The organism is Nevskiales bacterium (assembly GCA_035574475.1).
Lineage (GTDB): Bacteria > Pseudomonadota > Gammaproteobacteria > Nevskiales > DATLYR01 > DATLYR01.
This window is the reverse complement of record DATLYR010000144.1, coordinates 1-25361: the sequence shown is the minus strand read 5'-3', so window position 1 is coordinate 25361 and position 25361 is coordinate 1. Positions and strand designations below refer to the sequence as shown.

27 protein-coding genes are annotated in these 25361 nt (G+C 67.3%); 2 read left to right on the top strand and 25 right to left on the bottom strand.

Going from position 1 to position 25361, the window contains the following annotated elements:
- Nucleotides 1-473: 473 nt before the first annotated feature.
- The 5 genes from VNJ47_08550 to VNJ47_08530 form a co-directional block, all read right to left on the bottom strand.
- Complete coding sequence (locus VNJ47_08550; GenBank protein HXG28885.1) at nt 474-2693, bottom strand: DUF3604 domain-containing protein; 2220 nt, start codon at nt 2691-2693, stop codon at nt 474-476.
- Between the two features lie 46 nt (nt 2694-2739).
- Nucleotides 2740-3963, bottom strand: coding sequence for a HupE/UreJ family protein (locus VNJ47_08545; GenBank protein HXG28884.1), 1224 nt, complete (start codon nt 3961-3963; stop codon nt 2740-2742).
- 50 nt (nt 3964-4013) lie between these two features.
- Entirely contained in the window at nt 4014-4799 is a 786-nt protein-coding gene (locus VNJ47_08540; protein HXG28883.1) for a peptidylprolyl isomerase, read from the bottom strand.
- Between the two features lie 201 nt (nt 4800-5000).
- Complete coding sequence (locus VNJ47_08535; GenBank protein HXG28882.1) at nt 5001-5417, bottom strand: hypothetical protein; 417 nt, start codon at nt 5415-5417, stop codon at nt 5001-5003.
- Between the two features lie 24 nt (nt 5418-5441).
- On the bottom strand, nt 5442-6113 hold the full coding sequence (locus VNJ47_08530; GenBank protein HXG28881.1) for a glutathione S-transferase family protein: 672 nt from the start codon (nt 6111-6113) through the stop codon (nt 5442-5444).
- A 90-nt stretch (nt 6114-6203) separates the two neighbouring features.
- On the opposite strand from VNJ47_08530, the gene VNJ47_08525 reads away from it, so the two are divergent.
- The gene (locus VNJ47_08525) at nt 6204-7211 is read left to right on the top strand and encodes an AraC family transcriptional regulator (GenBank protein HXG28880.1); all 1008 of its coding nucleotides are present in this window, start codon (nt 6204-6206) and stop codon (nt 7209-7211) included.
- Here VNJ47_08525 and VNJ47_08520 read toward each other — a convergent pair.
- The 15 genes from VNJ47_08520 to rpoE all read right to left on the bottom strand — a co-directional run bounded on the left by VNJ47_08520 (nt 7159) and on the right by rpoE (nt 20293).
- Complete coding sequence (locus tag VNJ47_08520; protein ID HXG28879.1) at nt 7159-7848, bottom strand: hypothetical protein; 690 nt, start codon at nt 7846-7848, stop codon at nt 7159-7161. The two genes, VNJ47_08525 and VNJ47_08520, sit on opposite strands and share 53 nt — an antisense overlap.
- Before the next feature lie 6 nt (nt 7849-7854).
- Nucleotides 7855-9579, bottom strand: coding sequence for an alkyl sulfatase dimerization domain-containing protein (locus VNJ47_08515; GenBank protein HXG28878.1), 1725 nt, complete (start codon nt 9577-9579; stop codon nt 7855-7857).
- 166 nt (nt 9580-9745) lie between these two features.
- Nucleotides 9746-10129, bottom strand: coding sequence for a holo-ACP synthase (gene acpS, locus VNJ47_08510; protein ID HXG28877.1), 384 nt, complete (start codon nt 10127-10129; stop codon nt 9746-9748).
- Nucleotides 10126-10857 (bottom strand): pyridoxine 5'-phosphate synthase, encoded by a 732-nt coding sequence (pdxJ, locus tag VNJ47_08505; GenBank protein ID HXG28876.1) that lies wholly within the window; start codon nt 10855-10857, stop codon nt 10126-10128. Before pdxJ ends, acpS begins: the two co-directional genes overlap by 4 nt.
- Nucleotides 10854-11597, bottom strand: a complete 744-nt coding sequence (gene recO / locus VNJ47_08500; GenBank protein HXG28875.1) for a DNA repair protein RecO — start codon at nt 11595-11597, stop codon at nt 10854-10856. Before recO ends, pdxJ begins: the two co-directional genes overlap by 4 nt.
- A gap of 10 nt (nt 11598-11607) precedes the next feature.
- A complete protein-coding gene (gene era / locus VNJ47_08495) occupies nt 11608-12501 on the bottom strand; it encodes a GTPase Era (protein HXG28874.1) in 894 nt (297 codons plus the stop codon).
- Nucleotides 12498-13178 carry a ribonuclease III gene (gene rnc / locus VNJ47_08490; protein ID HXG28873.1) on the bottom strand — a complete coding sequence of 227 codons (681 nt, stop codon included), beginning with the start codon at nt 13176-13178 and terminating at the stop codon, nt 12498-12500. Before rnc ends, era begins: the two co-directional genes overlap by 4 nt.
- On the bottom strand, nt 13175-13552 hold the full coding sequence (locus VNJ47_08485) for a DUF4845 domain-containing protein (protein ID HXG28872.1): 378 nt from the start codon (nt 13550-13552) through the stop codon (nt 13175-13177). Before VNJ47_08485 ends, rnc begins: the two co-directional genes overlap by 4 nt.
- Nucleotides 13553-13575: 23 nt before the next feature.
- Entirely contained in the window at nt 13576-14379 is an 804-nt protein-coding gene (gene lepB / locus VNJ47_08480) for a signal peptidase I (protein HXG28871.1), read from the bottom strand.
- Between the two features lies 1 nt (nt 14380).
- A complete protein-coding gene (gene lepA, locus VNJ47_08475) occupies nt 14381-16171 on the bottom strand; it encodes a translation elongation factor 4 (protein HXG28870.1) in 1791 nt (596 codons plus the stop codon).
- Nucleotides 16172-16272: 101 nt separating this feature from the next.
- Nucleotides 16273-16539, bottom strand: coding sequence for a glutaredoxin family protein (locus tag VNJ47_08470; GenBank protein HXG28869.1), 267 nt, complete (start codon nt 16537-16539; stop codon nt 16273-16275).
- Nucleotides 16536-17945: a DegQ family serine endoprotease gene (locus VNJ47_08465; protein HXG28868.1), complete on the bottom strand. Its 1410-nt coding sequence runs from the start codon at nt 17943-17945 to the stop codon at nt 16536-16538. Before VNJ47_08465 ends, VNJ47_08470 begins: the two co-directional genes overlap by 4 nt.
- A gap of 163 nt (nt 17946-18108) precedes the next feature.
- On the bottom strand, nt 18109-19104 hold the full coding sequence (locus tag VNJ47_08460; GenBank protein ID HXG28867.1) for a MucB/RseB C-terminal domain-containing protein: 996 nt from the start codon (nt 19102-19104) through the stop codon (nt 18109-18111).
- Complete coding sequence (locus tag VNJ47_08455) at nt 19101-19694, bottom strand: RseA family anti-sigma factor (protein HXG28866.1); 594 nt, start codon at nt 19692-19694, stop codon at nt 19101-19103. Before VNJ47_08455 ends, VNJ47_08460 begins: the two co-directional genes overlap by 4 nt.
- Before the next feature lie 23 nt (nt 19695-19717).
- Entirely contained in the window at nt 19718-20293 is a 576-nt protein-coding gene (rpoE, locus tag VNJ47_08450) for an RNA polymerase sigma factor RpoE (GenBank protein HXG28865.1), read from the bottom strand.
- A 233-nt stretch (nt 20294-20526) separates the two neighbouring features.
- Here rpoE and nadB point away from each other — a divergent pair, with 233 nt between their 5' ends.
- Nucleotides 20527-22176, top strand: a complete 1650-nt coding sequence (gene nadB, locus VNJ47_08445; GenBank protein ID HXG28864.1) for an L-aspartate oxidase — start codon at nt 20527-20529, stop codon at nt 22174-22176.
- Between the two features lie 3 nt (nt 22177-22179).
- Here the strand turns inward: nadB and VNJ47_08440 are convergent, their stop codons facing one another.
- From VNJ47_08440 to VNJ47_08420, 5 genes are all read right to left on the bottom strand, one after another.
- Nucleotides 22180-23019 carry a hypothetical protein gene (locus tag VNJ47_08440; GenBank protein ID HXG28863.1) on the bottom strand — a complete coding sequence of 280 codons (840 nt, stop codon included), beginning with the start codon at nt 23017-23019 and terminating at the stop codon, nt 22180-22182.
- 151 nt (nt 23020-23170) lie between these two features.
- Nucleotides 23171-23677, bottom strand: a complete 507-nt coding sequence (locus tag VNJ47_08435; GenBank protein HXG28862.1) for a protein YgfX — start codon at nt 23675-23677, stop codon at nt 23171-23173.
- Entirely contained in the window at nt 23652-23840 is a 189-nt protein-coding gene (locus VNJ47_08430; GenBank protein ID HXG28861.1) for a succinate dehydrogenase assembly factor 2, read from the bottom strand. The genes VNJ47_08435 and VNJ47_08430 overlap by 26 nt, the downstream gene beginning before the upstream one ends.
- 171 nt (nt 23841-24011) lie before the next feature.
- Nucleotides 24012-24791: a succinate dehydrogenase iron-sulfur subunit gene (locus tag VNJ47_08425; protein ID HXG28860.1), complete on the bottom strand. Its 780-nt coding sequence runs from the start codon at nt 24789-24791 to the stop codon at nt 24012-24014.
- 11 nt (nt 24792-24802) lie between these two features.
- A partial coding sequence (locus VNJ47_08420; protein HXG28859.1) for a succinate dehydrogenase/fumarate reductase flavoprotein subunit occupies nt 24803-25361 on the bottom strand: 559 nt, incomplete at its 5' end.

Here is a 25361-nt window from a genome sequence, read left to right as displayed (position 1 = left end):
CACCGCCGGCAGGTTGGACGAACCCATCACCCCTCCCCCTGTCATTGCGAGCTGCGCGGCCGGGGAATCCCCGTCAGAGCTGCACGCCGAATCGCTGAAGCGCCCACAGCAGCGCGAAGTATGCCCCGACCGTCACCACGCAGGCGAGCCCGAGGCTGGGCCAGAACGCCCAGCCCACGCGCAGCCCCGTACACGTTACGGAAACGGCTCCGGGTAATTAGAAGCCTTGGCCCGAACGGGCGCCTCTGCCGCCACGATGGCGATCGGATTATTCATTGCCAGCTCCGTTATAAATGCCGCTTGGGTCCAGGCTCATTCAGCCCGACGCGACATGGCCGCGTCCTGCGCCGCCATGAACGCCATGGTGCGCAGTCAACTACTGACATGGCGAGTGTCGCTGCACTACTGCCGAACTTCTGGCATGCGTCACAATCGAACAGAAGTATGGAAACAAATGGTGCGCACTGCACACCTTACATCGGCCGCACATAAATCGGCGATGACCAGGCCCGCTCCTCGGCCGGAGCCATGCAGTCATCGCCCTTGTCGGTGCGCAGGTCGCCGTAGCAGGGTTTCACGTTGATGCATTCGCCCTGGTCGTTGTATTCGCATCTGAGGTTGTCGGCGTTGACCGTGGGGCTGGCCTTCTGGATGGCGCGCACGTAGTAGATCGCCTCGCGGATCGCCGGGGCGGGCGTGGTGTCGGCGAACTCCACCGAGCAGCCGTTGGGATCGCCGCTGCAGGCGATGACCTTCCACGGGTCCTCGATCAGGTCTTCCACCGCCTCGCCCTTGTGCGCCTGCGGCAGGATGCGCACCACCTCGATGCGCTCGATCGGCTTGCGCGTGTCGGAGGGGTTGTAGCACTCGCCGCGGCAGATGCGCTCGACTTTCTCCGGCGTCAGCGCGCTCACGCTGTAGTCCGGGCAGCCCGGCAGCTGCTCGAAGTCGCCCACTGCGCGCACGCGGAAGCGCGGCGTGCCGCGCAGCGCCACCTCGGAGCCCATCGGTGCGCGCCGGCCGTCCGGCGTGACCAGGTCGAACCACAGCAGCATGCGCTCGCCGGAGGTGCCGTAGACCTCGCGGCGCTTGAGCGCGTCCCAGATCGCCTGGCGGTCGCGGCCCGCGCTGTGCACCGCCACCAGCCCGCCGGTGTAGAAGTACGACTGCACGCGCTCGCTCTCCGCGATCTGCATGAAGTTGAAACGGCTGGTGGAGAGATCGAAGGGCACCGACTCCGCCGCTTTGCCCTGGGGCTTGGCCTTGTCGATGAACTCCCGCTTGATGGTGCCCTCCTGGCCATAGACCTCGGTGTTGGCGTGGCGGCCGGTTTCCTTGTAGCCGGTGCCAGGCTGCGCGGCGTGGTTGTCGCTGGAGGCGATGAAGCCGAAGCGGAAACGCAGCGGGTTGCCCTGCTCGTCTTGCTCGTCGAAGTTACTGAGGGCCAGCGCGTACTGCACCGAGCTGCGCGGCCGGTAGTTGAAGGCCGGCAGGTAGCAGTCGCGGCACTGGCCTGAATCCAGCCAGTCTTCCGGCGTCACGCCCGGCACCACCAGGTGGCCGGCACGGCCGGCGGCAAGGTAATCCAGCTGTGCCTTCTTGACGCGGCGCTCGCAGTCCTCCGCCGGCAGCGCGCCGCAGCGGCTGCGGATGATCTCGCCCGCGCGCCAGCAGGACGGCAGGTAATCTCTACTGGGCGCAGGGCAGGTCATGTTGCCCTCGGCGTCATAGGCCACCTCGCGCCAGTCGCGGAACTCCTCCGAGTTGCCGTGGCCGGAGAACACCTCGATCAGGGTCTGGCGGTTCGGATCGTGCTGCGCGCGCGTCAGCTGCTTGTCCCAGCTCGATCCCGGCGGCGTGTAGAAGCCCCAGGTGTTGCCATGCGGGATGACGAGGCTCTCGAAGCCCCAGTCGTTGAGCTTGGCGAACAGGTCTTTCGGTGTCTCCGCGAACTCCACGCAGTCCTCCGGCAACTCGCGCACCGGCACGCCCTCGGCGCAGATCGGCTGGGACTTGAGGTCCTTCATCTTGAGCTGCTGGTCCCACTGCGTCTGGCGGCTGTCCCAGTCCAGGTAGGGGCTGATCAGGTTGCGCCAGAACGGCAGCGCGGAATTGCGCATGGCGCGCGCGGCGATGCCGCCGGAGCCGATCGGGCGCGAGGGCACCTCGGCGTCCTCGGTATCGCGCAGGATCACGTTCTTGTGGCCGTAGTGGTCGGCGGGCGTATTGCCCATCTGCGTCCACTCCCAGCCGAGGAAGGACACCAGGTCCGGGTTGGCCGGGTCGCCGGAGACGGCGTTGCACTGGCGGATGACGTTCTTGAGGTCACGCCAATGGCGCGGGGTGAGCGATTCCGCATGCTCGGTGGTGGCCCAGAAGTCCAGGTCCGCGCAGAAGCGCGCGTAGTCGCAGGCCTCGGCCGGCGGGTGCACGCCCTCGCCGTGGAAGATCGGCATGCTCCAGGCGTGGGCATCCACCGAGTAGGTGGTGTGCACGTGGAAGTCGCCGAACAGGATCTGCTTGTCCTTCGCGCCCGCCGCCTGCAGGGCAGCGGCCCGCGCCGCCAACCGCTCGGCCGGCAGGGTTTTGGCGGTGATTTCGCCAGGCTGCTCCGGCCGGCCGCGCGAGTCGATGAAGACGAAAATCGCCAGCGCGGCGATGACCAACAGGACGGCTTGCAGGATTCTTTTCATGGCTCCCCTCTCCCCACCCTCTCCCCGCGGGGGAGAGGGAACAGAATCACCCGAAGCTCCGGATCACGAACCAGTACGTCCCCAGCGCACAGATCGCCGCCGCGCCGAGGTCGTTCACCCACAGGCGCGGCGCCGGCCAGCGCGCCATCCAGCGCAGGGCCGTCCAGACCAACCCTATCACCAGCAGCTGGCCGATCTCCACACCGCTATTGAAGCCGAACAGAGCCAGGGCCAGCTGCTCGCGCGGCAGCTGCAGCTCGGCCATCACGCCGGCGAAACCAAAGCCGTGCACCAGGCCGAAGATCACCGCCAGCGCGGCGCGCAACCGTGCCGGTCGGGCGTTGTCGTGCAGCAGCGCGAAATGGCAGGCACAGAACAGCGCCAGGCCCAGCAGCACCATCAGCGGCAATCGCGTGGCGCCGGTGAAGGCCAGCGCCAGCAGGGCCAGTACCAGTAGCGCCGGCAGCCCGCGGCCCTGCCCGCCGCGTTGCCACAGGTTCTCGGCCGCGACCAGGGCGATGGAAAAACCGATCAGCGCCTCCACCACCTCGCCGCGCGTCTGCACCAGTCCCAGCACGGCCAGCGCCAGCGTCAGGCTATGCGCAAGCGTGAAGCCGGTGGCGATGATCGCGATCTCGCGCAGGCTGCCGGCCAGCAGGATCAGCGCCAGGACGAAGGCCAGGTGGTCCCAGCCGGACAGGATGTGCTCGATGCCGAGCGCGAGGTAATGGCCCAGCGAGCGCGCCACGGGCGGCGCGGCAAGATCCAGTGCGAGCGCCGGCTCGGCATAGGTCAGCAGGCGCTCGCGCTGCTCGCCATCCGGCAGCGTCACGCTGGCGAAGTGCAGGTGCGAGGGTGCGACTTCGTGCAGCAGCCGCGTTTGTAGCTTCAGGCCCTGTTGATTGTCGCAGCGCACGGACCAGTGCAGGTTGAGCCAGCCATCCGCGCCGGCCGTGAGCGTGGCGGGCGATGGCGTGCAGCGGCCGGCTTCGCTCCACAGCTGCAGGTCCCCGGTCACGCGCGCGGCGACTTTTGTGCCGTAATCCGGCGTGTGCACGGGATCCAGCTGCAGGCGCGTCAGCTCCAGCTGCGAGACGCGTGCGTGCACCTCGGCGCCCTGATCGGTGAGCGTCCAGAAGGAATACGAGATGCCGCGCGTGTGGGCGTGGGCGGTGCTGCACAGAACGAATAGTGCGATGCCGAGAAAGATCAGGCCGCGCTTCGAAAAACCACTGTCTTCCCCGCGAAAGCTGGGATCCAGCCGAACCAAGCGCTGGTCCGGGACTGGGTTGCCGACTGCGCGGGAATGACAAGAATCTGTCATTCCAGGTCATCCGTAACGGTCACGCGGTTGTCTTCGCGCAGCTGCTGCAGCAGGCGGCGCACGGCCGCTTCATCCGCGCGGCGCTGCAGCTCGGCGCGCACCTGCTCGCGCACAGCCTCGAAATCCGGCGCGGTCCCGGGCTCGCGCTCCAGCACCTCGATCACCGCATAGCCCTCGCCCACCGCCTGGGGTTCGCTGACTTCGCCCGGCGCCAGCGCCAGCGCCGTCTGTGTCAGCGACGGCCCCAGGTAGCTGCGCAGCTGGGCCGGCGGCAGCAGCGCGTCCGGCACCGGCGGCAGGAATTCGCCGCGCCGGCCGTCGGCGTGGATGCGCGCGGCGGCGACGCGCAGCCGTGCCGGCGGGGTGAAGAAATCGCGGTTCTGCTCAAAGAAGGCGCGCAGCTCGTCGTCGGTATGGTCGCGCCCGGCCCCCGCCGCGGCCGCGGTCTGCAACACCTGCTGCACCAGCTGGCCGCGCAGCCGGCGGTCCTGCTCGACCAGTCCGAGCGCCAGGCCATGCTGGGCCAGCAGTTCCTCGTCGATCAGCCGCTCGAGGATGTGGCGCTTGTCGGCCTCGGTCAGCGGCGTGCGCCGCTCCGAGGACACCGCCGCCACCGCGCGCAGCCAGGCGTCGCGCGGGATCAGGCGATCGTTGACACGCGCCACCGCCTGCGGCGGCAGGGCATCGTCGCGGTCCAGCACGCCGCTGGCCGCCATCAGGATGCCGGCCGCGAGCCCGGCGATCAGCAGCCAGCGGGCCCTTATCGCTGTATCCGGTTGCATAGCGCGATACTGTCAGAACGGGCTTGTTCCGTCATGCCCGCCGATGCCGGTGCCGGGCCCAGCAGCATCAGCACGATCAGCAGGCCGATCGGCCCCGGAATCAGTCGAAGTACCGGCATCGTCGTCACCCCGGCCCTGCGCCTCTCGGTCCAAGTCTCTGGATTCCGGCTTTCGCCGGAATGACGCCCAACCACGTGGGTGTCATGCCGCGGACCGGTCCGGCTCCACCCGCAGGGCGCGGCGCTTGAGGCGCGGGATATCCAGCGCCAGCAGGCGCTCGCCGCCGATGGACTGCAGCCAGCTGCGCACCGCCGCCTGCCCGGCCGTGTTCATGGCGCGGTACACGTCCAGCATGCGCTGGGCCATCCACAGCGTGTAGGGCAGCGCAGCGCGGCGGAAACGTCCCTCGCCCATCGGGAACTCGATCATGCCGAGCCCGCGCGGCACCGGCCGGCCGTCGTCTGGGTGACCCGGCAGGTAGCGCTTCAACTCGGCGAGGTTAGCCTCCAGCAGCGGGATGAACTCACGCGCGATGGCGCGGAACACCGGCGCCAGCGTTGCGGGAATCTCATCGTTTGGCAGGAAGGCGCCACCGCGCGGCCTGGGCGGCTCGGCCATGCGGTCGATCCAGGCGCGCAGGTGCTAGCGCGGGCCCACCAGGTGCTTCTTCGGCCAGGGGTCGCGGCCGAGGTGACCATACATCGTGCCGACCAGGCCGAAGTCGCCGAGCGAGGGCTTGTCGCCGAACAGATAGGGCAGCCGCGCGAAATGCGCGTCGAGTGCATCGAGCATGCCCTGGGTCCAGCGCTCCATCAGCCCGAACTGTTCCGGCACGACGCCGACGTTCTTCAGGTGGCCGCGCATCAGCTTAGCGGCCCTGGCCACGGCGCGGTTCTTGAGGAAGCGCGGGAAGCCCGGCAACAGGTGATCGCCGCCCTCGCGCTCGAACAGCGCGTAGTTTTCCGGATAGCTCCAGCGCGTGTGCATGGCGATGGGGATCCACCACTCGTCGCCCCAGAGTTCCATCAGGTAGCTGGCGAAGCACTGCACCGGGGTGGCCGGCACTACTGGCGCCTCGGGAAAACGCTGCTCCAGCCGGTCGATGATGACACTGGTGTCCTGTAGCCACTCGCCCTCCGGCGTCACCACCACCGGCATCACCGCAGCGCCGGTTTTCTTCTTGATGCGCAGGCTGAAGGTGTACAGGTCGATGGGCTTTTCCACGAACGGGATGCCCTTGTAGCGAAGGTAGCAGCGCGTCTTGCCGCTGAAGTAGGACAGGTGCCAGGCGTAGTGGATATAGGGTTTGCTCATGCTGCCCAACCTACCCCCAGCTAGTCTGATAATCTTTGCTTTGGGGGACAAGTTCTGGTCGGTACGGGACAGGACTTCGGCGGAGCGGACATGGCGCGGGAAGCAAGCACACTCAACACCTGGGCGATCTGCGTGGCGCGTACGCTGGAGGCGCGCAAGCTCGACAGCCATGCGCTGTTCGTCGAGGCCGGCCTCGACCCGGCCGTGATGCGCGACCCCAACGGCCGCTACCCGGTCAGCCGCATGAGCCGGCTGTGGAAGCTGGCCGTGGCGGCGACGAACGACCCCTGCATCGGCCTGCGCGCCGCCGAATACGTGCAGCCCGCCACCTTCCACAGCCTGGGCCTGGCCATCCTCGCCAGCCAGACGCTGGAGGACGCCATGCGCCGCGGCGCGCGCTTCTCGCGTATCGTCAGCAATGCCGTGGACGTGTTCGTGGAGGAAACCGCAGAGGGCGTGCGCCAGATCGTGCGCTTCCGCGAGGACATCCCGCCGGTGGACGAGGCCATCGACCTGTACATGGCCTCGACCCTCAAGATGGGCCACATCCTGACCGGCGGCAAGGCACAGCCGCTGCAGATCCGCCTGCAGCGCAAGGCCACGCCCGAGATGGAGCTGGAATACCGGACCTTCTTCATGGCGCCGATCGAGTTCGGGGCGTCCGAGAATTCCTTCCTGGTCTCGCACGAGCTGGCGCGGTGCCCGCTGCCGATGGCCAATCCGGCGCTGGCGCGGCAGAACGACCAGGTGGTGATGGAGTACCTGGCGCAGTTCGACGGCGCCCGCATCTCGGAAAAAGTGCGCGCGGAGCTGATCTCGCGCCTGCCCGCGGGCGAGCCGAGCCGCGCCGAGGTGGCCGATGCCCTGCACTTCAGCGAGAAGACCCTGCAGCGCCGCCTGCGCGACGAGGGCACCAGCTATCAGGAAATCCTCGACGAAACCCGGCGCGAGCTGGCGCAGCAGTACCTGCGCGAGGGCCGTGTGTCGGTGTGCGAGATCACCTTCCGGCTGGGGTTTTCCGACCAGAGCAGCTTCACGCGGGCCTTCAAGCGCTGGACCGGCCGCGCGCCGGGCGAGTTCCGCGCGCAAGCCTGCTGACTGTCCTGCCGGGGCCAGTTCTTGCCCCCCGCACGATCAAGCCATCGCCTACCTGCCCTATCTGCATGCCATCGCGGTCGCGTTCCGCGAGGGTCGGCGGCACTTCGACTTTGGCGTGCAGGGCGTGACCTATCGCCGGCTGCCAGTCGTGGCTTACCGGATGTGGTGAAAGTGTGTTGGGTTCCGTGACTTCCGGCTGCGGCTCCGGGCGCAGGTAGGCGACATAATCCGCCCCAGGTGCCGCGCCGGCACTGCGCCAGGGATTGCTGCCGGGCACGCGCGGCAGCAGCTGATAATCGGTGACGGCATCCACCGGCCGCAGCAGCGGGTCGTAGACGTTGTAGGAGAAATAGCGCGCATCCGGGAACTGCCCCTCGATGCGCAGGCGCGTGCCGGGCAGCGCCGGCAGCACCGCCACCCAATAGCTGGCGTATTCGTCCGGGAAGGCAATGTTGCCGAGGTCCGGATCGCTCACCAGCGCCCAGCTGCAGCCCAGGCTGGCATTCGCCTGTGCCGGCGCGTCCTGCGGAAAACCCGTCTCGCCGGCGCCGCCGCTGGGCCCGGCATCGCCACTGCCGGCCGTGCAGCCGGCCAGTACCTGCGCCAGCAGGGCCGCGCAGGCCGTCCGCTTGAGCATGGCGTGCTACTCCACGTCCGGCACGAACAGCCGCATGAAGCGGATGAAGTCCAGCTTGCCGCCCTTCACCACCTCGAAATCCTTGGCGATGGTGATGGCGGGGTTGCGCAGCTGCGCCAGCATTTCCTTGAATACCTGGCCGGACACGCGCACGTGGATGTCCACGTCGTCCGCGATGCCCGGCAGCACTTCGCTGACGCCGCGCCGCACGATGTAGGTGTAGCGCTCCGACGAATCGGTGAATGTGAAGCCCACCCGGATCACGGTATCGGCGCTGGCCTCGGCATCCAGGTTGACCGACAGCCCGTCGAAGAAGATCGACAGCGGCATGGCCGCCAGCATCTCGGGCTTGGGCCTGACCGCGCGGTCCTTGAGCACGATCTCGCCCATCAGCTCGCGCATCGTGACGAGGTAGTAATGCCGGGCGTTGGGGTTGGCCTCGGCCTCGCCCAGGGCCTTGAGCGCGGCGATGCGCGCCGCCTTCGCCTTGCCATTGTCCGGGTTGGCGCGCAACGCGTGGTCCGTGAGCTGCAGCACCCACTGGTTCTGGCCCTGGCGCGCGGCCTCGACGATCTTGTCGGTGAAAGCGGCCTCGCCGCCGGCCAGCTCGAGCATGCGCCGCGCGGTCTCGTCCGGGGGCAGCGGCTGCAGTTCGCTGGGGTTGCCGCTGAACCAGCCGAGATTGCCGTTGAAGATGTTGCGCGCCGACCAGGACGGCTTGCCATAGAACTCTTGCAGGAAGGGCGACTTGGCCAGGTGCGGCGGCAGCTGAATGCGCGTGGCGAGCTCATCCGGCATCAGGCCCTGGTTGATCAGGCGGATACTCTGGTCATAGACATAGCGGATGGCATCGCGGTAATCGGTGAGGGTGTTGTAGATGTAGTCCGCGCCCTTCAGCGGCCGGGTATGGCTAGGCACCAGGTATTCGGGCCGCAGCGCGCGCATCAGGTCGAGGGAATCCGCCCACTGGCGCGGGTCGCGGTAACTGGTGCCGCGGATGGTGTAGAGATTCGGAAAGGCCTTGTAGAAGTTGTCGCCCGGCAGCAGGACCTTCTTGTCCGGCAGCCAGACGAACAGTTGGTCGGTGGTCTCACCCGGCGCATGCACCAACTCGAAGCGGATGCCGGCGACCGTGTCCTCCAGCCGGTCCCGGAAATCGCGCGTGACGCGCAGGATGCGGATCGTGCTGTTCTCGTCCAGGTCGAGGTGCCCGCCAATGCCGACGTTGACCATTTCCTCATCCGACAACAGGTTGCCGTACATGCGAAAGGCGCGTTTGGTGATGATCGGCTGCAGCACCGAGCTGATCTTGTCCATGTTGCCCTGCGCATCGGCATGCGCATACACCGGCGGCATTTCCTGCCCTGGCAGCAGATAGGCGGGGCCGCCACCGATGTGGTCGGGATGCGAGTGCGTGTAGATGATTGCCTTGACCGGCTTGTCCGTGATCTTGCGGAACTCGGCGGCAACGGCCTCGCCGGACTCCAGCGTTTCCATCACGTCCACGATGATGACGCCGTCCTCGCCCTCGAGCAGAATCGAGTTGGCGATGCCGAAGCCAACCGCGACGTACACGCCATCGGTGACCCTGATCACCTCCCGCCGGAATTCCTCGGAATGCTTCTTGAGCGCCTCGGGCGAGGCCACCGGCGCGGACGCAGGCGGCGCGGCCTCACGGCCACAGGCAGTGAGGAACAACACCAGCAGCAGGACGGGTAACGACCGGATCATCGTTGTCTCCATCGTAGGGGTCGGCAAGGCTTGATTTTCCGACAGCCCGATCGGGCTGTCTTGACCTTGTAGGACACAGGGAGAGAGCCGCTGGGTTCCTTGCAGGAGCGCGCCCTGCGCGCGACTCTATTGATCTGCGACGCCGGGTCGCGCACGGGGCGCGCTGCTACATGGAGGCGCGCTCCAGCACCACGAAGGCCAGCACGAATTCGCCCTCGTCGCTGAGGGAGACATGTCCGCCGCTGACGCCATGGCCGGCGAGGACAGATCTGCCATGCGCGCTGAACACCAGTTCCGGCTTGCCCAGCGGGTCGCGGGTACAGCCGATGTCGTGATGCGCGATGCCGCGAAAGCCCGTCCCCAGCGCCTTGGCCGCCGCCTCCTTGACCGCGAAGCTGCGCGCCAGGAAATGCGCCGGGTCGCGCGCGGCGCGGTAGGCCGGCCACTCGGCCTGGTGCAACAGGCGCTCGGGCAGGCGGCTGCCGTAGCGCTCGAACAGCCGGCGCATCCGGCCGGCGTCCAGCAGGTCGGTGCCGACGCCGTGGATCATCCGCCCCTCGCTTCCTGCATCGCGCGCTTCATCTCCGCCACCGCCGCCGTCATACCGACGAACACCGCACGCGCCACGAGACTATGGCCGATGTTGAGCTCCTCGATCTCGGGAATCGCGGCGATCGGGCCGACGTTGTCCAGGGTCAGGCCGTGGCCGGCATGCACGTGCAGACCGGCGCGTGCGGCGCGCCGGGCGAACTCGCGGATACGGGCCAGCTCCGCATCCCGCGCGGCGCCCGCCGCATCCGCGTAGTGGCCGGTATGGATCTCGATGGCGGGTGCGCCGGTCCTGAGCACCGCCTCGAGCTGGGCCGGCTGGGCGTCGATGAACAGCGAAACCCGAATGCCCGCGGCGCCCAGCCGCCGACAGGCGGCCTGCACGGTGTCCAGATGCCTGGCGACGTCCAGCCCGCCCTCGGTGGTCAGCTCGGCGCGGCGCTCCGGCACCAGGCAACAATCGCGCGGCCGCAGTTCCTCGGCAATGCGGATCATCTCCTCGCTGACCGCCATCTCCAGGTTCAGGTGGGTCGCCAGCCGCGCCCGCAGCGCGCGGATGTCGTGGTCCTGGATGTGGCGGCGGTCCTCGCGCAGGTGGGCGGTGATGCTGTCGGCGCCGGCCTGCTCGGCCTGCAACGCCGCCTCGACCGGATCCGGATAAGGCGTACGCCGCACCTGGCGCAGGGTGGCGACGTGGTCGATGTTGACGCCGAGGCGGATCGGTTTCATGAGCGGGATTCGGAATTGACCGCTTGCGGGTTACGCAACCGGCGCAGGCTACGGAACAGCTCCGGGGTACGCAAGGGCCTGGGTCCCAGATGCGCCCGCAGCGCCAGGCGCAGCAGTTGTCGCGCCTCGCCGAATGCCTGCGCCTCGTCCAGGCGGTCCTCGCGCAGCGCGATCAGCGTCGCGCCCTCCAGCGCAAGCTCCGCGGCCTGACCCCGTAATGGCCAGAAGCCCTGCCCGCTGCGGTATTCGTAGCGGGCGTCTGCGCGGATGGCCTCGCCGTTGCCATCGTTCTCGAGGTTGAGCCCGTAACCCAGCTCCTGCAGCAGGACCCGCTCGAACCGGCGCAGCGGCACGGCGACGCTACCCGTCGCCAGCGCAGCCACCGCCGCACGGTAGTGTTCGTAGAGCTGCGGGTGCGGGTCGTGGCGCGTCACCAGCCTCAGCAGCAATTCGTTGAGATACAGGATCGCGAGCAGCGTCTCGCCTTCCAGGGCCGGGGCCGCCGATGCCGTCTCGGCCTGGCCCAGCAGGCCGAGCTCGCCGCGCAGGCTCCAGGACAGCAGCAGCTCGCGCGCCGGCTCGAGCATGCTGCTGTGCGGCCGCGCCTGCCGCGCCGCCCGGGCGACCAGGCCGATGCGGCCGTGGTCGCGGCTGAATACCTCCAGCAACCAGCTGGTCTCGCGATAGGGCCGGCGGTGCAGCACGAAGGCCGGCTGCAGCTGCACACGCTGGCCACTCATGAGCGGCCCGTCATGGCGACTCATAGCCGAGCGAGCGCAACGCACGCTCGTCGTCCGCCCAGCCTTCCTTGACCTTGACCCAGAGCCGCAGAAACACCTTCTGCCCGAGGCGCTTCTCGAGCTCGATCCGGACCTGGCTGCCGACCTTCTTCAGGACCGCGCCCTTGGCCCCGATGACGATCGCCTTGTGCCCTTCGCGCTCGACCCAGATCACCGCGCCGATGCGCAGCAGCCCATTGTCCTCGTGGTACTCCTCGATCTCGACCGTCAGGGCGTAGGGCAGCTCCTGCTGCAGCACTCGCATCAGCTTTTCGCGCACCAGCTCGGCCGCCAGGAAGCGCTGGCTGCGGTCGGTCAGCTGCTCGGGGTCGTAGAGGAACGGCGCCTGCGGCAGCCGTCGCCTGACCTCGGCCAGCAATGCGGCCAGGTTCTCGCGCCGGCGGGCGGACAGCGGCACGACGAAGGCAAAGGCATGCCGTCGGCTGGCATCCTGCAGATACGGCAGCAGCCGGTCACGGGATTTGATGCGGTCGATCTTGTTGACCACCAGCGCCAGCGGCACGCCGGCCGCGCGCGCGCGCTGCAGCACCAGCTCGTCCTCGTCGGTCCAGCGGTCGGCCTCGACCAGCAACAGGCACAGGTCCACGCCCTCCAGCGCCGCCACCGCGGTCTTGTTCATGAGGCGGTTGAGCGCGCGCTTGGCGCCGGCATGGATGCCCGGGGTATCGACGAAACCGATCTGGGTATCGCCCTCGGTCAGCAGCCCGACGATGCGATGGCGCGTCGTCTGCGGCTTGGGCGTGACGATGCTGACCTTCTCGCCCACCAGCGCATTCAGCAAAGTGGACTTGCCGACGTTCGGCCGCCCCAGCAGTGCTACCAGTCCGGCACGCGTCTGGCTCATGCGTCGGCCTGCAAAAGCTCCAGCAGCCGCGCGGCCGCGGCCTGCTCGGCCTGGCGCCGGCTCCCGCCCCGCCCCTCTGACTGCTGTGTCGCGCCTGGCACGTGGCAACGGACACGGAATTCCTGCCGGTGCGCCTGCCCCGACACCTCGACCACTTCATAGAGCGGCAGCGGCAGCCCCCGCCCCTGCAACAATTCCTGCAGTCGCGTCTTGGCGTCCTTGAGACTTTCGGCGTCCGGCAAATGCGCCAGCGCGTCCTGGTAGAGCTTCAGGATGACCGCCTGCGCTGCCTCGGGACCGCCGTCCAGGTAGATGGCGGCAAACAGCGCTTCGAGGCCGTCGGCGAGGATGGACTGGCGGCGGAAGCCGCCGCTGCGCAGTTCACCGGGCCCCAGCCGCAAGTGTTCACCCAGGCCCAGGGCCTGGGCAATGGCGGCCAGGGTCGGCTCGCGCACCAGACTGGCGCGCAACCTCGTCAGTTCGCCCTCGCTGGCGTCTGGCTGCCGCCGGAACAGGGCATCGGCGATCACCCAGTTGAGCAGTGCATCGCCCAGGAACTCGAACCGCTCGTTGTTGGGCTGGCCGGCACTGCGGTGCGTCAGTGCTTCAACCAGCAAGCGCTCGTTGCGGAAACGGTAACCCAGCGCTTCCGTGAATGATCCCAGGTTTATGCTCACTGTGCTCTCAACGGGACTTCCTCTTTGAACACGTACACGGCATCCACGTTGTAGAACATGTGCACGCGCACCTCATACTCCACCACCAGCGATCGGTCACCACCTGGCTGGCCGACGACCTTCACATCGTTGTGCGACAGGTGCTTGACCATGTCGATGTCGAAGCGCCGCTCGAAGCTCTTGCGGATTTCGGCCGTCGTCTCCTCGGCCACGCCGGGCTGGCTGGCGACGTTCTTCATGATGCTGAGCACTTTGTAATGATTCAGGTAAACCGGAATGGATTTGATCCCGACCAGGCCAAAAAAGACCGCAATGGCGATCACCAGGAGCCAGCTGATGAGGGTCAGGCCCCGCTGCTGTTTCTGTCGTGACACGGTCCTCCTCCTTGTATCTATGGCTATCGAATCGACATGCCGATTCTGCCGAGATCGGGCCTGAAGCGCTCCGCATCCCAGCTCATCCAGATCATGAACGCCTTGCCGACCAGATGGCTTTCCGGCACCAGGCCCCACTCCCGGCTGTCGGCGCTGTTGTCGCGATTGTCGCCCATGACGAAATAATGGCCGGGCGGGATGCGTTCGCGCAAATCCGGCTCCAGCCGCCGCGGCACCACCAGGATCTGGTGCTGCACATCCCCCAACCATTCCGTCATCACCAGCGTCGGCACGCCCAGCGCGCCGGCGCCGTAGCCGGTATAGAGCGCCATGTCGTCGGTCGGCACACGCTCGCCGTTGATGTACAGCACCTTGTCTTCATAGCGGATCTCGTCGCCCGGCAAACCGACCACGCGCTTGATGTAATCCTTGCTCGGATCCGGCGGGTAGCGGAACACGATCACATCGCCGCGCTGCGGCTCGCCAACCTCCAGGAACTTTTTGTGCAGCACCGGCAGGCGCAGGCCATAGCTGAACTTGTTCACCAGGATGAAATCGCCCACGTTCAGCGTCGGCAGCATGGAGCCGGAGGGGATGCGAAAGGGCTCCACCACGAAGGAACGCAGCAGCAGCACGATGAGGATCACCGGGAAGAACGAACGGCAGAACTCGACGAAGGCATTGGGCTTGGGCACGGTGAAGCCCGGCAGCGTCAGCGCGGCGCGCCGGCGCGCCAGCCAGGCCACGTCCAGCAGGTAGACCACGCCGGTCACGGCGGTCATCAGCACCAGCGCGGCGGCAAAATCGAAATAAAACCGTTCTTGCATATCAGTTCTTGCCCCTCACGCCCAGCACGGCCAGGAAAGCCTCCTGCGGGATTTCTACCGTACCCACCTGCTTCATGCGCTTCTTGCCTTCCTTCTGCTTCTCGAGCAACTTGCGCTTGCGCGTGATGTCGCCGCCATAACACTTGGCGGTGACGTTCTTGCGCAGCGCCTTGACCGTCGTGCGGGCGATGATCTTGGAGCCGATCGCCGCCTGGATGGCGATGTCGAACATCTGGCGGTGGATGACTTCCTGCATGCGTTCGCACAGGTCGCGGCCGCGCGTGAAGGCGACGTCACGATGGCAGATCGCAGCCAGCGCGTCCACCCGGTCGCCGTTGACCAGCACGTCCAGCCGCACCAGGTCGGCGGCCTGGAAGCGGACGAATTCGTACTCGAACGAGGCATAGCCGCGCGACACGCTCTTGAGCCGGTCGAAAAAATCCAGCACCACCTCGGACAGCGGCATCTCGACTTCCATCTGCACCTGACTGCCGTGATAACGCAGACCCTTCTGCACCCCGCGCTTCTCCATGCACAGCTGCATGACCGCGCCGACATAGGCCTGCGGCATCAGCAGCCGGCACAGGATGATCGGCTCGCGGATCTCGTCATAGCTGCCGGCGTCCGGCAGCTCGGCGGGGTTCTCGATCCGGCGGATCTCGCCGTTGTTCATGACGACTTCGTACACCACGGAGGGCGCGGTGGTGATCAGGTTCAGGTTGTACTCGCGCTCCAGGCGCTCCTGCACGATCTCCATGTGCAGCATGCCGAGAAAACCGCAGCGGAAACCGAAACCCAGCGCGCTGGAGTTCTCCGGCTCGAACTGCAGCGCAGCGTCGTTCAGACGCAGCTTGCGCAGCGCCTCGCGCAGGTTCTCGAAGTCGTCCGAGGCCACCGGGAACAGGCCGGCGAACACGCGCGGCTGCACCTGCCGGAAACCGGGCAAGCGTTCGGCGCAGGGGTTCTGGCTGTCGGTCAGCGTATCGCCCACGGGTGCACCGTCGATCTCTTTGATGCCGGCCACCACAAAGCCCACCTCGCCGGTGGCCAGCGCCTCGCGTCCGACGCGCTTGGGCGTATGCACGCCGAGCAGCGAAACCTCGTGATCGCGGCCGGTGGCCATCACCCGGATCTTCTGGCCCTTGCGGATCGAGCCGTTGACTACACGCACCAGCGACACCACGCCCAAGTAGTTGTCGAACCAAGAGTCCACGATCAGCGCCTGCAGCGGCTTGCCGGGATCGCCCTTGGGCGGCGGCAGCTTGCACACCACCGCCTCCAGCACCTCGGCTACGTTCAGGCCGGTCTTGGCGGAGATGCGGATGGCGTCCTTCGCGGCGATGCCGATGATGTCCTCGATCTCCTGCGCCACCCGGTCGGGCTCGGCATTCTGCAGGTCGATTTTGTTCAGCACCGGTAAAACCTCGAGGTTCTGCTCGATGGCGGTGTAGCAGTTGGCCACCGACTGCGCCTCCACTCCCTGCGAGGCGTCCACCACCAGCAGCGCACCCTCGCAGGCCGCCAGCGAGCGGCTGACCTCGTAGGAAAAGTCCACGTGGCCCGGCGTGTCGATCAGGTTGAGCTGATAGGTCCGGCCGTCGCGCGCCCGGTAGTTCAGGGATACGGCCTGGGCCTTGATGGTGATACCGCGTTCGCGCTCGATCGGGTTGTTGTCCAGCACCTGCTCGGTCATCTCACGCTCATCGAGGCCGCCGCAGATCTGGATGAAGCGGTCCGCCAGCGTGGACTTGCCGTGGTCGATGTGCGCGATGATGGAGAAATTGCGGATCAGGTCTTGCACGGCGGGCCGGTCGGGTTGGGTAACGCGCTCAAAGGCGCAACAGTATAGCCGGTCATGCGCTTGGCGCAGGCATGAGCCCGTGCGTGCGGGCATCAACCCAGACGGCGCAGGTTATCCGGGTCGAGACGGTAGTGGCAGAGTTCGGTACCGTCGGCCAGGGCCAGCACCGGCACGCGCGGCCCGTAGCGCTCGCGCCAGTCCGGGCGGCTGTCCACGTCCTCGATGCGCAGCCGGTAGGGCCGGCCACGCAGGGCATCCGCCAGCTCTTCGGCCATCTCGTCGCACAGGTGGCAGGCGGGGCGCCCGTATAGAACCAGTTCCAGCATGGTTCCGCGGTCAGGACTGCCGGTGGCGTTCAATCCGGCGTTTCCAGGGCCAGGAACAGCGGCTGGCCTTGACGTTCGACCAGCACCGGCACGGAGCTTCCTGGCGGCAGCTTGGCGATGAGGGCGTGGAAATGCGCGGCATCGCGTAGCCGCTCGTTGCCGAGGCGGATCAGCACATCGCCCGGCTGCAGGCCGGCAGCCGCAGCCGGCCCATCCTGCACGTCGGTCACCAGGACCCCGCCCTGCGGGATGTTGAAGGCCTGGCGTTGTTCCGGGGTCAGGTCGTCGACTTCCAGCCCCAGCGACTGCTTGCGCAGCTCCGGCTTGCCGGCGGCGGCCGCCTCGCCCTCGGGCAGCTGGCCGATCCTGGCCTTGAGCGTCAGCTGCTTGCCCTCGCGCAGCAGCTTGACCGTAACCTTGTCGCCCACCGGCGTGCTGCCGACCAGTGGTGGCAGGTCGTTGGCGGTCGGCACGCTCTCGCCGTTGAATTCGACGATGATGTCGCCGATCTTGATGCCGGCCTCCTGGGCCGGGCTGCCGGGCAACACATCGGCCACCAGCGCGCCTTCGGGATAGCGCATGCCGAAGGACTTGGCCAGGCCGCGGTCCACTTCCTGTACCACCACGCCCAGCCAGCCGCGGGTCACCTTGCCCGTCTTCTGCAGCTGCCGGACCACGTCCATGGCCACATCGATCGGGATGGCGAAGGACAGCCCCATGTAACCGCCGGTGCGGCTGTAAATCTGCGAATTGATGCCGACGACCTCGCCCTTCAGGTTGAACAGCGGCCCACCCGAGTTGCCCGGATTGATGGCGACGTCGGTTTGGATGAAGGGCACGTACTGCTCGCTGCCGAGGCTGCGACGCTTAGCGGACACGATGCCGGCCGTGACTGAGTGGTCGAAACCGAACGGCGAGCCGATAGCCAGGACCCACTCGCCTACCTTGAGTTGACTGACGTCGCCGATGCGTACGGTCGGCAGGTCGTCGGCCTCTATCTTCAGCAGGCTGAGGTCGCTGGCGGGGTCGGAACCCACGATCTTGGCAGTGAACTGCCGACGGTCACTGAGCTTGACGATGACCTCGTCCGCCTCGGCGACGACGTGATGATTAGTCAGCACATAGCCATCGTCGGAGATGATGAAGCCCGAGCCGAGCGACTCGGTCTGATAGGGATGTGGCGGAGCCTCGCCTTCCTCGCCGAAGAAATGCCGGAAGAACTCGCCGAAGGGGCTGTCTTCCATGCCCGGCGGCAGTGCCCCCGGTCCACGCCGGGTCTCGGTCTGAGTGGTGCTGATGTTCACCACCGCCGGGCTGGCTTTCTCCACCAGCGCCGTGAAATCCGGCAGCTGCGGCTGCGGCCGCGAGCAACCAGCCAGCACCCACAGCCCCACCACCAAGGCAAGGGGCCAAACGGCATACCGCACGGGCGGTTGCATAGCTGAATCCTCTGTTCAGGTGCGTGCGAAGGGATACCGTAGGCTGCTGACCGCGCGCTCCCTGTGCGACGCGACGGATCACCCCATGCGGTGACGCCTGCTGGAGGAGATTTTCGCCGAAAACCGTTCCAGCTACCAGAAGCCGGCCCACAGCCGCCGGGAGTCAGGGCGTCTGACGTTCCACGGTCGCGTCCGCCGGCATGTAGCGGAGCTCGTTGGCGATCATCTCGACAGTTGCCGGGGGAACCTCTCCGACCACCGTGACGTGGAAATCGTCCACTCTGTGCGCATAGGCGCTGACCGCCCCGCGCCGCGACAGACCCTTGAGCTTGCGCGGAACCCCGGGCGGGGCGATGAAGGCAGATACGGTAGCCAAGCCATCGGTAAAGACCATATGCGCCACCGGCTCGTGCAGGCCGGGCATCGTCTGCCGCTCCTGCATCACGAGGCGGAAGCCTGGCGGCAGGCGCGCCACCGTCCAGCCCCGGGCGGCAGGCGTCGCGTCCGTGGCGGGCTGGCGGCGGATCCAGACGAAATCGTGCGCTGCCGTCCTCGCCGGCTTGAAGGCGCTGTCCTCAATGCTTGCAGGGTAGCTGATCTGGGTGAACATCACCTGCTCCAGTGGTTCACCCTCGGCATCCAGCAGTTCGACTTTGAGCGGCAGCGCGGTCTGCTCATCGATCCACATGCGATAGCCGTAGCGGTAGGCATCGCGTGGCCGGACCGAAACCGCACGGCAGCTCCGGCCGACCAGCTGGGCGCTGCCCAGCTCCTCCAGCTCGTAATGGGCAGCGATTTCCTCGATCGGGGAACGACCGAGATCCGGCAGCAGACCACGGAAGGCACGCCGCTCGGCCTTGATCGCGCGCTCTTCCGGCAGGATACAGGTGACGGTATCGCCGTCGCGGTGGATCTCGCGCGGATCGCCGCTCAGGGCCTGCAGGCGCTCCTGCTCGCGGCCGTCCCGATAGCGGTGCACGATGCGCATGGACTCCATACGCCCGCCCTGGGCGTAGACCAGCACGCCCTCGTAGTTCTGCGTGCGCAGGGCCTGAGCCATACGCGCCAGCCAGTCGGCCGATCCGGCCGCGGCCAGAACACCGGCCTGCAGCAGCGCGGCCAGTGCCAGGCCGAGGGATAGCGCGTGGGGGTATTTCAACGCCCGCCCCCCTCGGCATCGATGCCCTCATGCGCCGCCACGCGCATGAAACCCATGCCGGCGCTGAAGCCATGGTCCAGGGCGGAATGGTTGTGGCTGATCAGGTAGTCGTTCAGCTCGGCGGCGGCATCCGGCGACAGCTCGGTCGCGGCCTGCCGTTCGCCGGCCGCCGGGCGGACGTCGGACGTGGCGGCGGTCAGGACCGGAAAGGCGGGATTGGCGGGCGGCAGCAGAGTCTGGACGGCCAGAATGGTCACGGCGGCGACCGACGCGGCCATGGCCAGGCCCAACGTCATGCGCATGAGGGGTGGACGGCGCCAGGCCGTCACCTCGCCGAGCCGGGGACGGGGAACCATCTGCGCCGCTTCGATGCCGGCCAACACGCGCTCGGCAAAACCTGCATCGAGTCCGGGGTGAAGCTCGCCGCGCAACTGCGCACGCAGCCGATGGTGACGGTCGAGCGCTGCCTGCAGAGCAGCATCGTGACGCAGGCGGTCAAGCAGGGCGTGCGTTTCGTCGGGACTCGATTCACCGTCCAGAAAGGCGGATAGCGCTTCGTCGAGCCCGGTAGGGTCATGTGTGTCGGTCATGGCAGCACCTGTAAAGCCGACCGCTATCCGTTGGACAACGGCCGCAGCGTTTCTTCAATGGCGGCACGCGCGCGGAAAATGCGCGAACGCACCGTACCGATCGGGCAATCCATGGCCTCGGCGATCTCCTCGTAGCTCAGACCTTCGATCTCGCGCAGCAGGATGGCGGTACGCAGGTCGGATGGCAGTGCCTGGATGGCGCTCAGCACGATGTTCTGCACCTCTTCGCCCAGCAGCACCGCCTCCGGCGTATCGCTGTGGCTGAGCCTTTCGGTGTGGCCATAGAGCTCGGCATCGGCCACGTCGATGTCCTGGTTGGCAGGGCGCCGGGCGCGTGCGACCAGGTGGTTCTTGGCGGTGTTGATGGCGATGCGGTACAGCCAGGTATAGAACGCACTGTTGCCGCGAAAGCCGCCCAGGGCCCGATAGGCCTTGATGAACGCCTCCTGGGCCACGTCCACGGCCTCGGAATCGCTCACGTAGCGCGCCACCAGCTTGGTCACACGGTACTGGTACTTGCGCACCAGCAAGCCGAAGGCGTCCTTGTCGCCCCGCTGCGCGCGCGCCACCAGCACCTCGTCGGCAACGTCCTTGCCCATCCGGGCGATACCCCTGTCGAAGTCTTGTGCGAGGAATCCGAGCACGCTGTCTCCCCCTCCAGCACGCGCCCCGCAGGGGCTGCCAACTGAAGCGGTAGACCCGCCCGGGCCGGATTAGTTCAGGGGGGTTTGTATTGCCGCCCCTAGTACCTCTGCTTGTCTTATCATTTTGCCAGAGTGCCGCGCTCGTCCGGGCGACGCGGCCACCGTCCCCCTGCCCGCGTGAGCATAAGATGTCGCACCCGATCCGTCACGAAGTCCTGGTCATCGGCAGCGGCGCCGCCGGCCTGAGCCTGGCCCTGCGCCTGGCGGAGGCCGGCCGTGAGGTCGCGGTGCTGTCCAAGGCCGAACTGTCGGCCGGCAGCACGCTGTATGCTCAGGGCGGCATCTCGGCGGTGCTGGACCGCGGGGACACGCTCGAATCCCACGTCCAGGACACGCTCAACGCCGGCGCCGGCCTGTGCGACGAGCGCGCGGTGCGCTTCACCGTCGAGCACGGGCCGGCCTGCATCCACTGGCTGATCGAGCGTGGCGTGCCTTTCACCCCGGCCGGCGACGACGAGGACGGCGGCTTCGCCTACCACCTGACGCGCGAGGGCGGGCACAGCCACCGGCGCGTGATCCATGCCGCCGATTCCACCGGCCGGGCGGTGGAAACGACGCTGGAATCGCTGGCCCGCGCCAATCCCCGCATTCAGCTCTACGAGCACCGCATCGCGGTGGACCTGATCACCGGCGCCAAGCTCGGGCTGGCGCGCAACCGCTGCCTCGGCGCCTACGTACTGGACAAGCGCAGCGGGCGGGTGGAGACCTTCGCCGCGCGCGCGGTGGTGCTGGCCACCGGCGGCGCCAACCAGGTCTATATCTATTCGAGCAATCCACATACCGCCAGCGGCGACGGCATCGCAATGGCCTGGCGCGCCGGTTGCCGGGTGGCGAACATGGAATTCATGCAATTCCACCCGACCTGCCTGTACCACCCCGAGGCGCGCTCGTTCCTGATCACCGAGGCCATGCGTGGCGAAGGCGCCGTGCTGCGCCTGCCCGATGGACAGGGCCGGCCCGGCGAGCGCTTCATGGACCGGTTCGACCCGCGCGCGGAACTCGCGCCGCGCGATATCGTGGCGCGCGCCATCGACCACGAGATCAAACGCCTGGGCTGCGACTTCGTCTACCTCGACATCACCCACAAGCCGGCGGATTTCGTCATCAGCCACTTCCCGAACATCTACCGGCGCTGCCTGGAGCTGGGCCTGGACATCACCCGGCAGGCGCTGCCGGTGGTGCCGGCCGCGCACTACACCTGCGGCGGCGTCATGACCGACCTCAACGCGCGCACGGACCTCGAGGGGCTGTACGCGGTCGGCGAGACCGCCTTCACCGGCCTGCATGGGGCCAATCGCATGGCCAGCAACTCGCTGCTGGAGTGTCTGGTCTTCGCGGCCGCGGCGGCGGAGGAGATCGCCGCGGCGCCACCACCGGCGCTGGACTGGCCCGAGCTGCCGGCCTGGGACGAGAGCCGCGTGACCGACTCCGACGAGGAAGTGGTGGTCAGCCACAACTGGCAGGAACTGCGCCGCTTCATGTGGGACTACGTCGGCATCGTGCGTACCGACAAGCGCCTGCAGCGCGCGCGCCACCGCATCGACCTGCTGCGCAGCGAGATCCACGAGTACTACGGCAATTTCCGTATCAGCAGCGACCTGATCGAGCTGCGCAACCTGGCGCAGGTGGCCGAGCTGATCATCCGTTCGGCGCAGGCACGGCGTGAGAGCCGCGGCTTGCACTTCAACCTCGACCACCCGAAAACCCTGCCGGTGGCGATCAACACCGTACTCACGCCGGAGCCGGCGGCCGCCGCGCGCGCGCGGGCCGGCAGCTGATGCTCAGGGGAACAGGGCCTTATAGCGGTTGGCGAAGGCCTCGGCGTCCGCCTCCTGCGCGGCATAGCGCTCGTCGCTGATGTGCGCGGAGCACATCTCCAAGCCAGCGCGCCGGACGTCGCAGCCGGGCGTCCCGCGGCGGCCGCTGGGTGCGTTCAGCAGCCGCAGCTTGTAGAGGTTCCGGTCCGGCCGGTAATGTGCCCACACGTGGCGCGCCTCGTGCAGCACGGTGGCGGTGAGTTCCTGCCGCATGTTCAGACGGTGCACATTGACGCCATCCCAGTCGATGCACGCGCTCGAGATACTGGCCACGCGCGGCTCGCTCTCGACGTAGCCGCCGCAGTCACGCTTGTAAGATTCCTTCCAGCCGGCGAGGACCGAAACCACCTCCACCACCTCGCGCACGCCGCTGGCGCGCGCCCGCCGCAGGATGCTGTCCACTCTGGCCTCCAGCCAGTCGGTTTTTTCATTGGCGTTCTCGTCCACCCACTGCGGCACCTCGACCAAGACATACTGGCGCCCTAGATACACGGCCACCTGCGGAACCGGCGCGTTGCGCGAGTCGTAGACGCTGTAGCGCGCCAGGGATTTGAGCACCACGTCCGCCTGCCCGCCCACCACGTGGACCGTCATGGGCAGACGTGTGGCACCGTACTCGCCGTCGTAGATGCGTGTGCGCCACTCCTCGATGACCAGCGGCCCGCGAAAACCGTTCATCACCTCGCCCGCCCGGGGGTGGCCGTCCGGATAAACCACACGGATGCGCAAGCGGGTGTTCTCGGAATAGTGGTTGGACGGCTCGATCGTCACCGGCCCGACCTGTTCCACCCGTAGCTGGGGCACTACCGCAGCGGCCGGGGCACAAACGAGGCAGGTGCAGAGCCAGGCAAGGCATGCAAGGCGGTGGCCCGTGTCGGTCCGTCTGGCCGGGCGCGGGGCTGGATTGAGTAAAAAACGGGGAGGCTGTGCCGCCTTGCGGCGGAAGGTCGGGACTCTACGCTCGCCCGTATCCTGCATCAGGCTGGCCCTGCGCTGCCAGGCGCAGACGTGCGCGCAGCTGGCGCAGCGTCTGCGCGTCCAAGCTGTCAGGGCATAGTACCAGATTGCGCCGACGCGGGCGCTGCTGCAGTGCAAAATTGAGGATCACGAGTCGCGGGTGCAGGTAGCTGGAAGGCAGCAGTCGCGCCTCCTGCATCTTGCCGCGATGGTCCTGCAACAGCCAGCGGCCGTCGGCCTGGCAGATGACGCGACGCGGTGCGTACTTACCACGGTGCAGGACGTGCCGGCGGTAGTTGCGGATGAAAGACAGCGCGACCAGCCCGAGCAGCGCCGCCACCATACCGCGCCCGGGCACCCACAGCAGCACCGCCAGCGCCGCCAGCGCGTGCACGCCGATCAGGAAGCGCGCCAGCAGGCGCGAGGCGCGGGGCCTGAAATCCAGGCTGCCAGTCAGGTCGGCAGTGCTGAAACGGCCGCTATCCGCGAATGGCCCGGATGACATCGTTCAGCTCTGCGGTGGGCACGGGCTGCTGGCCGAGCAGGCAGGCGTACAGGTCGGGGTCTTCCATGTCCAGCAGGGCGATGAAGGCGCGCTGTCGCGACGCGTTCGCGGCCTCGTATTGCGTGTCCAGGAAGCGTTCCAGCAGGACATCGAGTTCCTTCATGCCGCGCCGGCATTTCCAGCGCAAACGGGATTTGTCTGACATAAAGCTCAAGAACGCGACAGGATGAACAGGATATTCAGGATAAACAGGAAAGAAGCTCTTGCGCTTTGGAGCCAGGAATATTCTTCATCCTGTTGATCGTGCTGATCCTGTTGATCCTGTCCCGATTTCTCACCCTCTTCTTTCCACCAGCAGTTTCTTGGTCTCGGCGATGGCCTGCGCGGGGTTGAGCCCCTTCGGACAGGTGCGGGTGCAGTTCATGATGGTATGGCAGCGGTACAGCTTGAACGGGTCCTCGAGCTGGTCGAGGCGCTCGCCCGTAGCCTCGTCGCGTGAGTCCACGATCCAGCGGTAGGCCTGCAGCAGGATGGCGGGCCCCAGATAACGGTCGCCGTTCCACCAGTAGCTCGGACAGCTGGTCGAGCAGCAGGCGCACAGGATGCACTCGTACAGGCCGTCGAGCTTGGCGCGGTCCTCCTTGGACTGCAGGCGTTCGCGGCTCGGCGCCGGCGTGTCGGTCTTGAGCCAGGGTTCGATCGAGGCGTACTGCGCATAGAAATGCGTGAGATCCGGGACCAGGTCCTTGATCACCGGCATGTGCGGCAGCGGGTAAATCTTGACCTCGCCCCGGATCTCGTCGCAGCCCTTGGTGCAGGCCAGGGTGTTGGTGCCGTCGATGTTCATCGCGCAGGAGCCGCAGATGCCCTCGCGGCAGGAGCGGCGGAAGGTCAGCGTCGGGTCGATCTCGTTCTTGATCTTGATCAGCGCGTCCAGAACCATCGGCCCGCAGCTGGCCATGTCGACCTCGTAGCTGTCCACGCGCGGGTTTTCGCCCGTGTCCGGGTCATAGCGGTAGACCTTGAACACCCGCACGTCCTTGGCGCCGGCGGGCGCCTTGAAGGTCTTGCCGGGCTTGACCGTGGAATTCTTGGGCAGCGTGAACTGGGCCATGGCTCGCTCTCTTAGTAGACGCGCTTCTGCGGCGCGATGTACTCGATTTCCTTCGTCAGCGTGTAGCTGTGTACCGGCCGGTAATCGATGCGCACGCCGGAACGGCCGTCCTGCCAGGCCAGCGTGTGCTTCATCCAGTTGGCGTCGTCGCGCTCGGGGAAGTCCTCGTGCGCATGGGCGCCGCGGCTTTCCTTGCGGTTGTAGGCGGAGGCCAGGGTCAGCAGCGCCTGGCCGAGCAGGTTCTCCAGCTCCAGCGTCTCGATCAGGTCGGAGTTCCAGATCAGTGAGCGATCCGACACGCTCACGTCGGCGAAGCTTTCGGCAATCGCCTTGATCTTGGTCAGACCTTCCCGCATCGAGGCGTCGGTGCGGAACACCGCGGCATGCGCCTGCATGGTCTTCTGCATGTTGAGGCGGATCTGCGCGGTGGTCTGCGAGCCCCTGGCGTTGCGCAGCGCGTCCAGCCGCGCCAGCACCTTGTCGGTGGCGGACGGTCCCAGTGTCTTGTGCGGGGCGCCGGGGCGGGTGATTTTCGCCGCCTGGATCGCCGCGGCACGGCCGAAGACGACC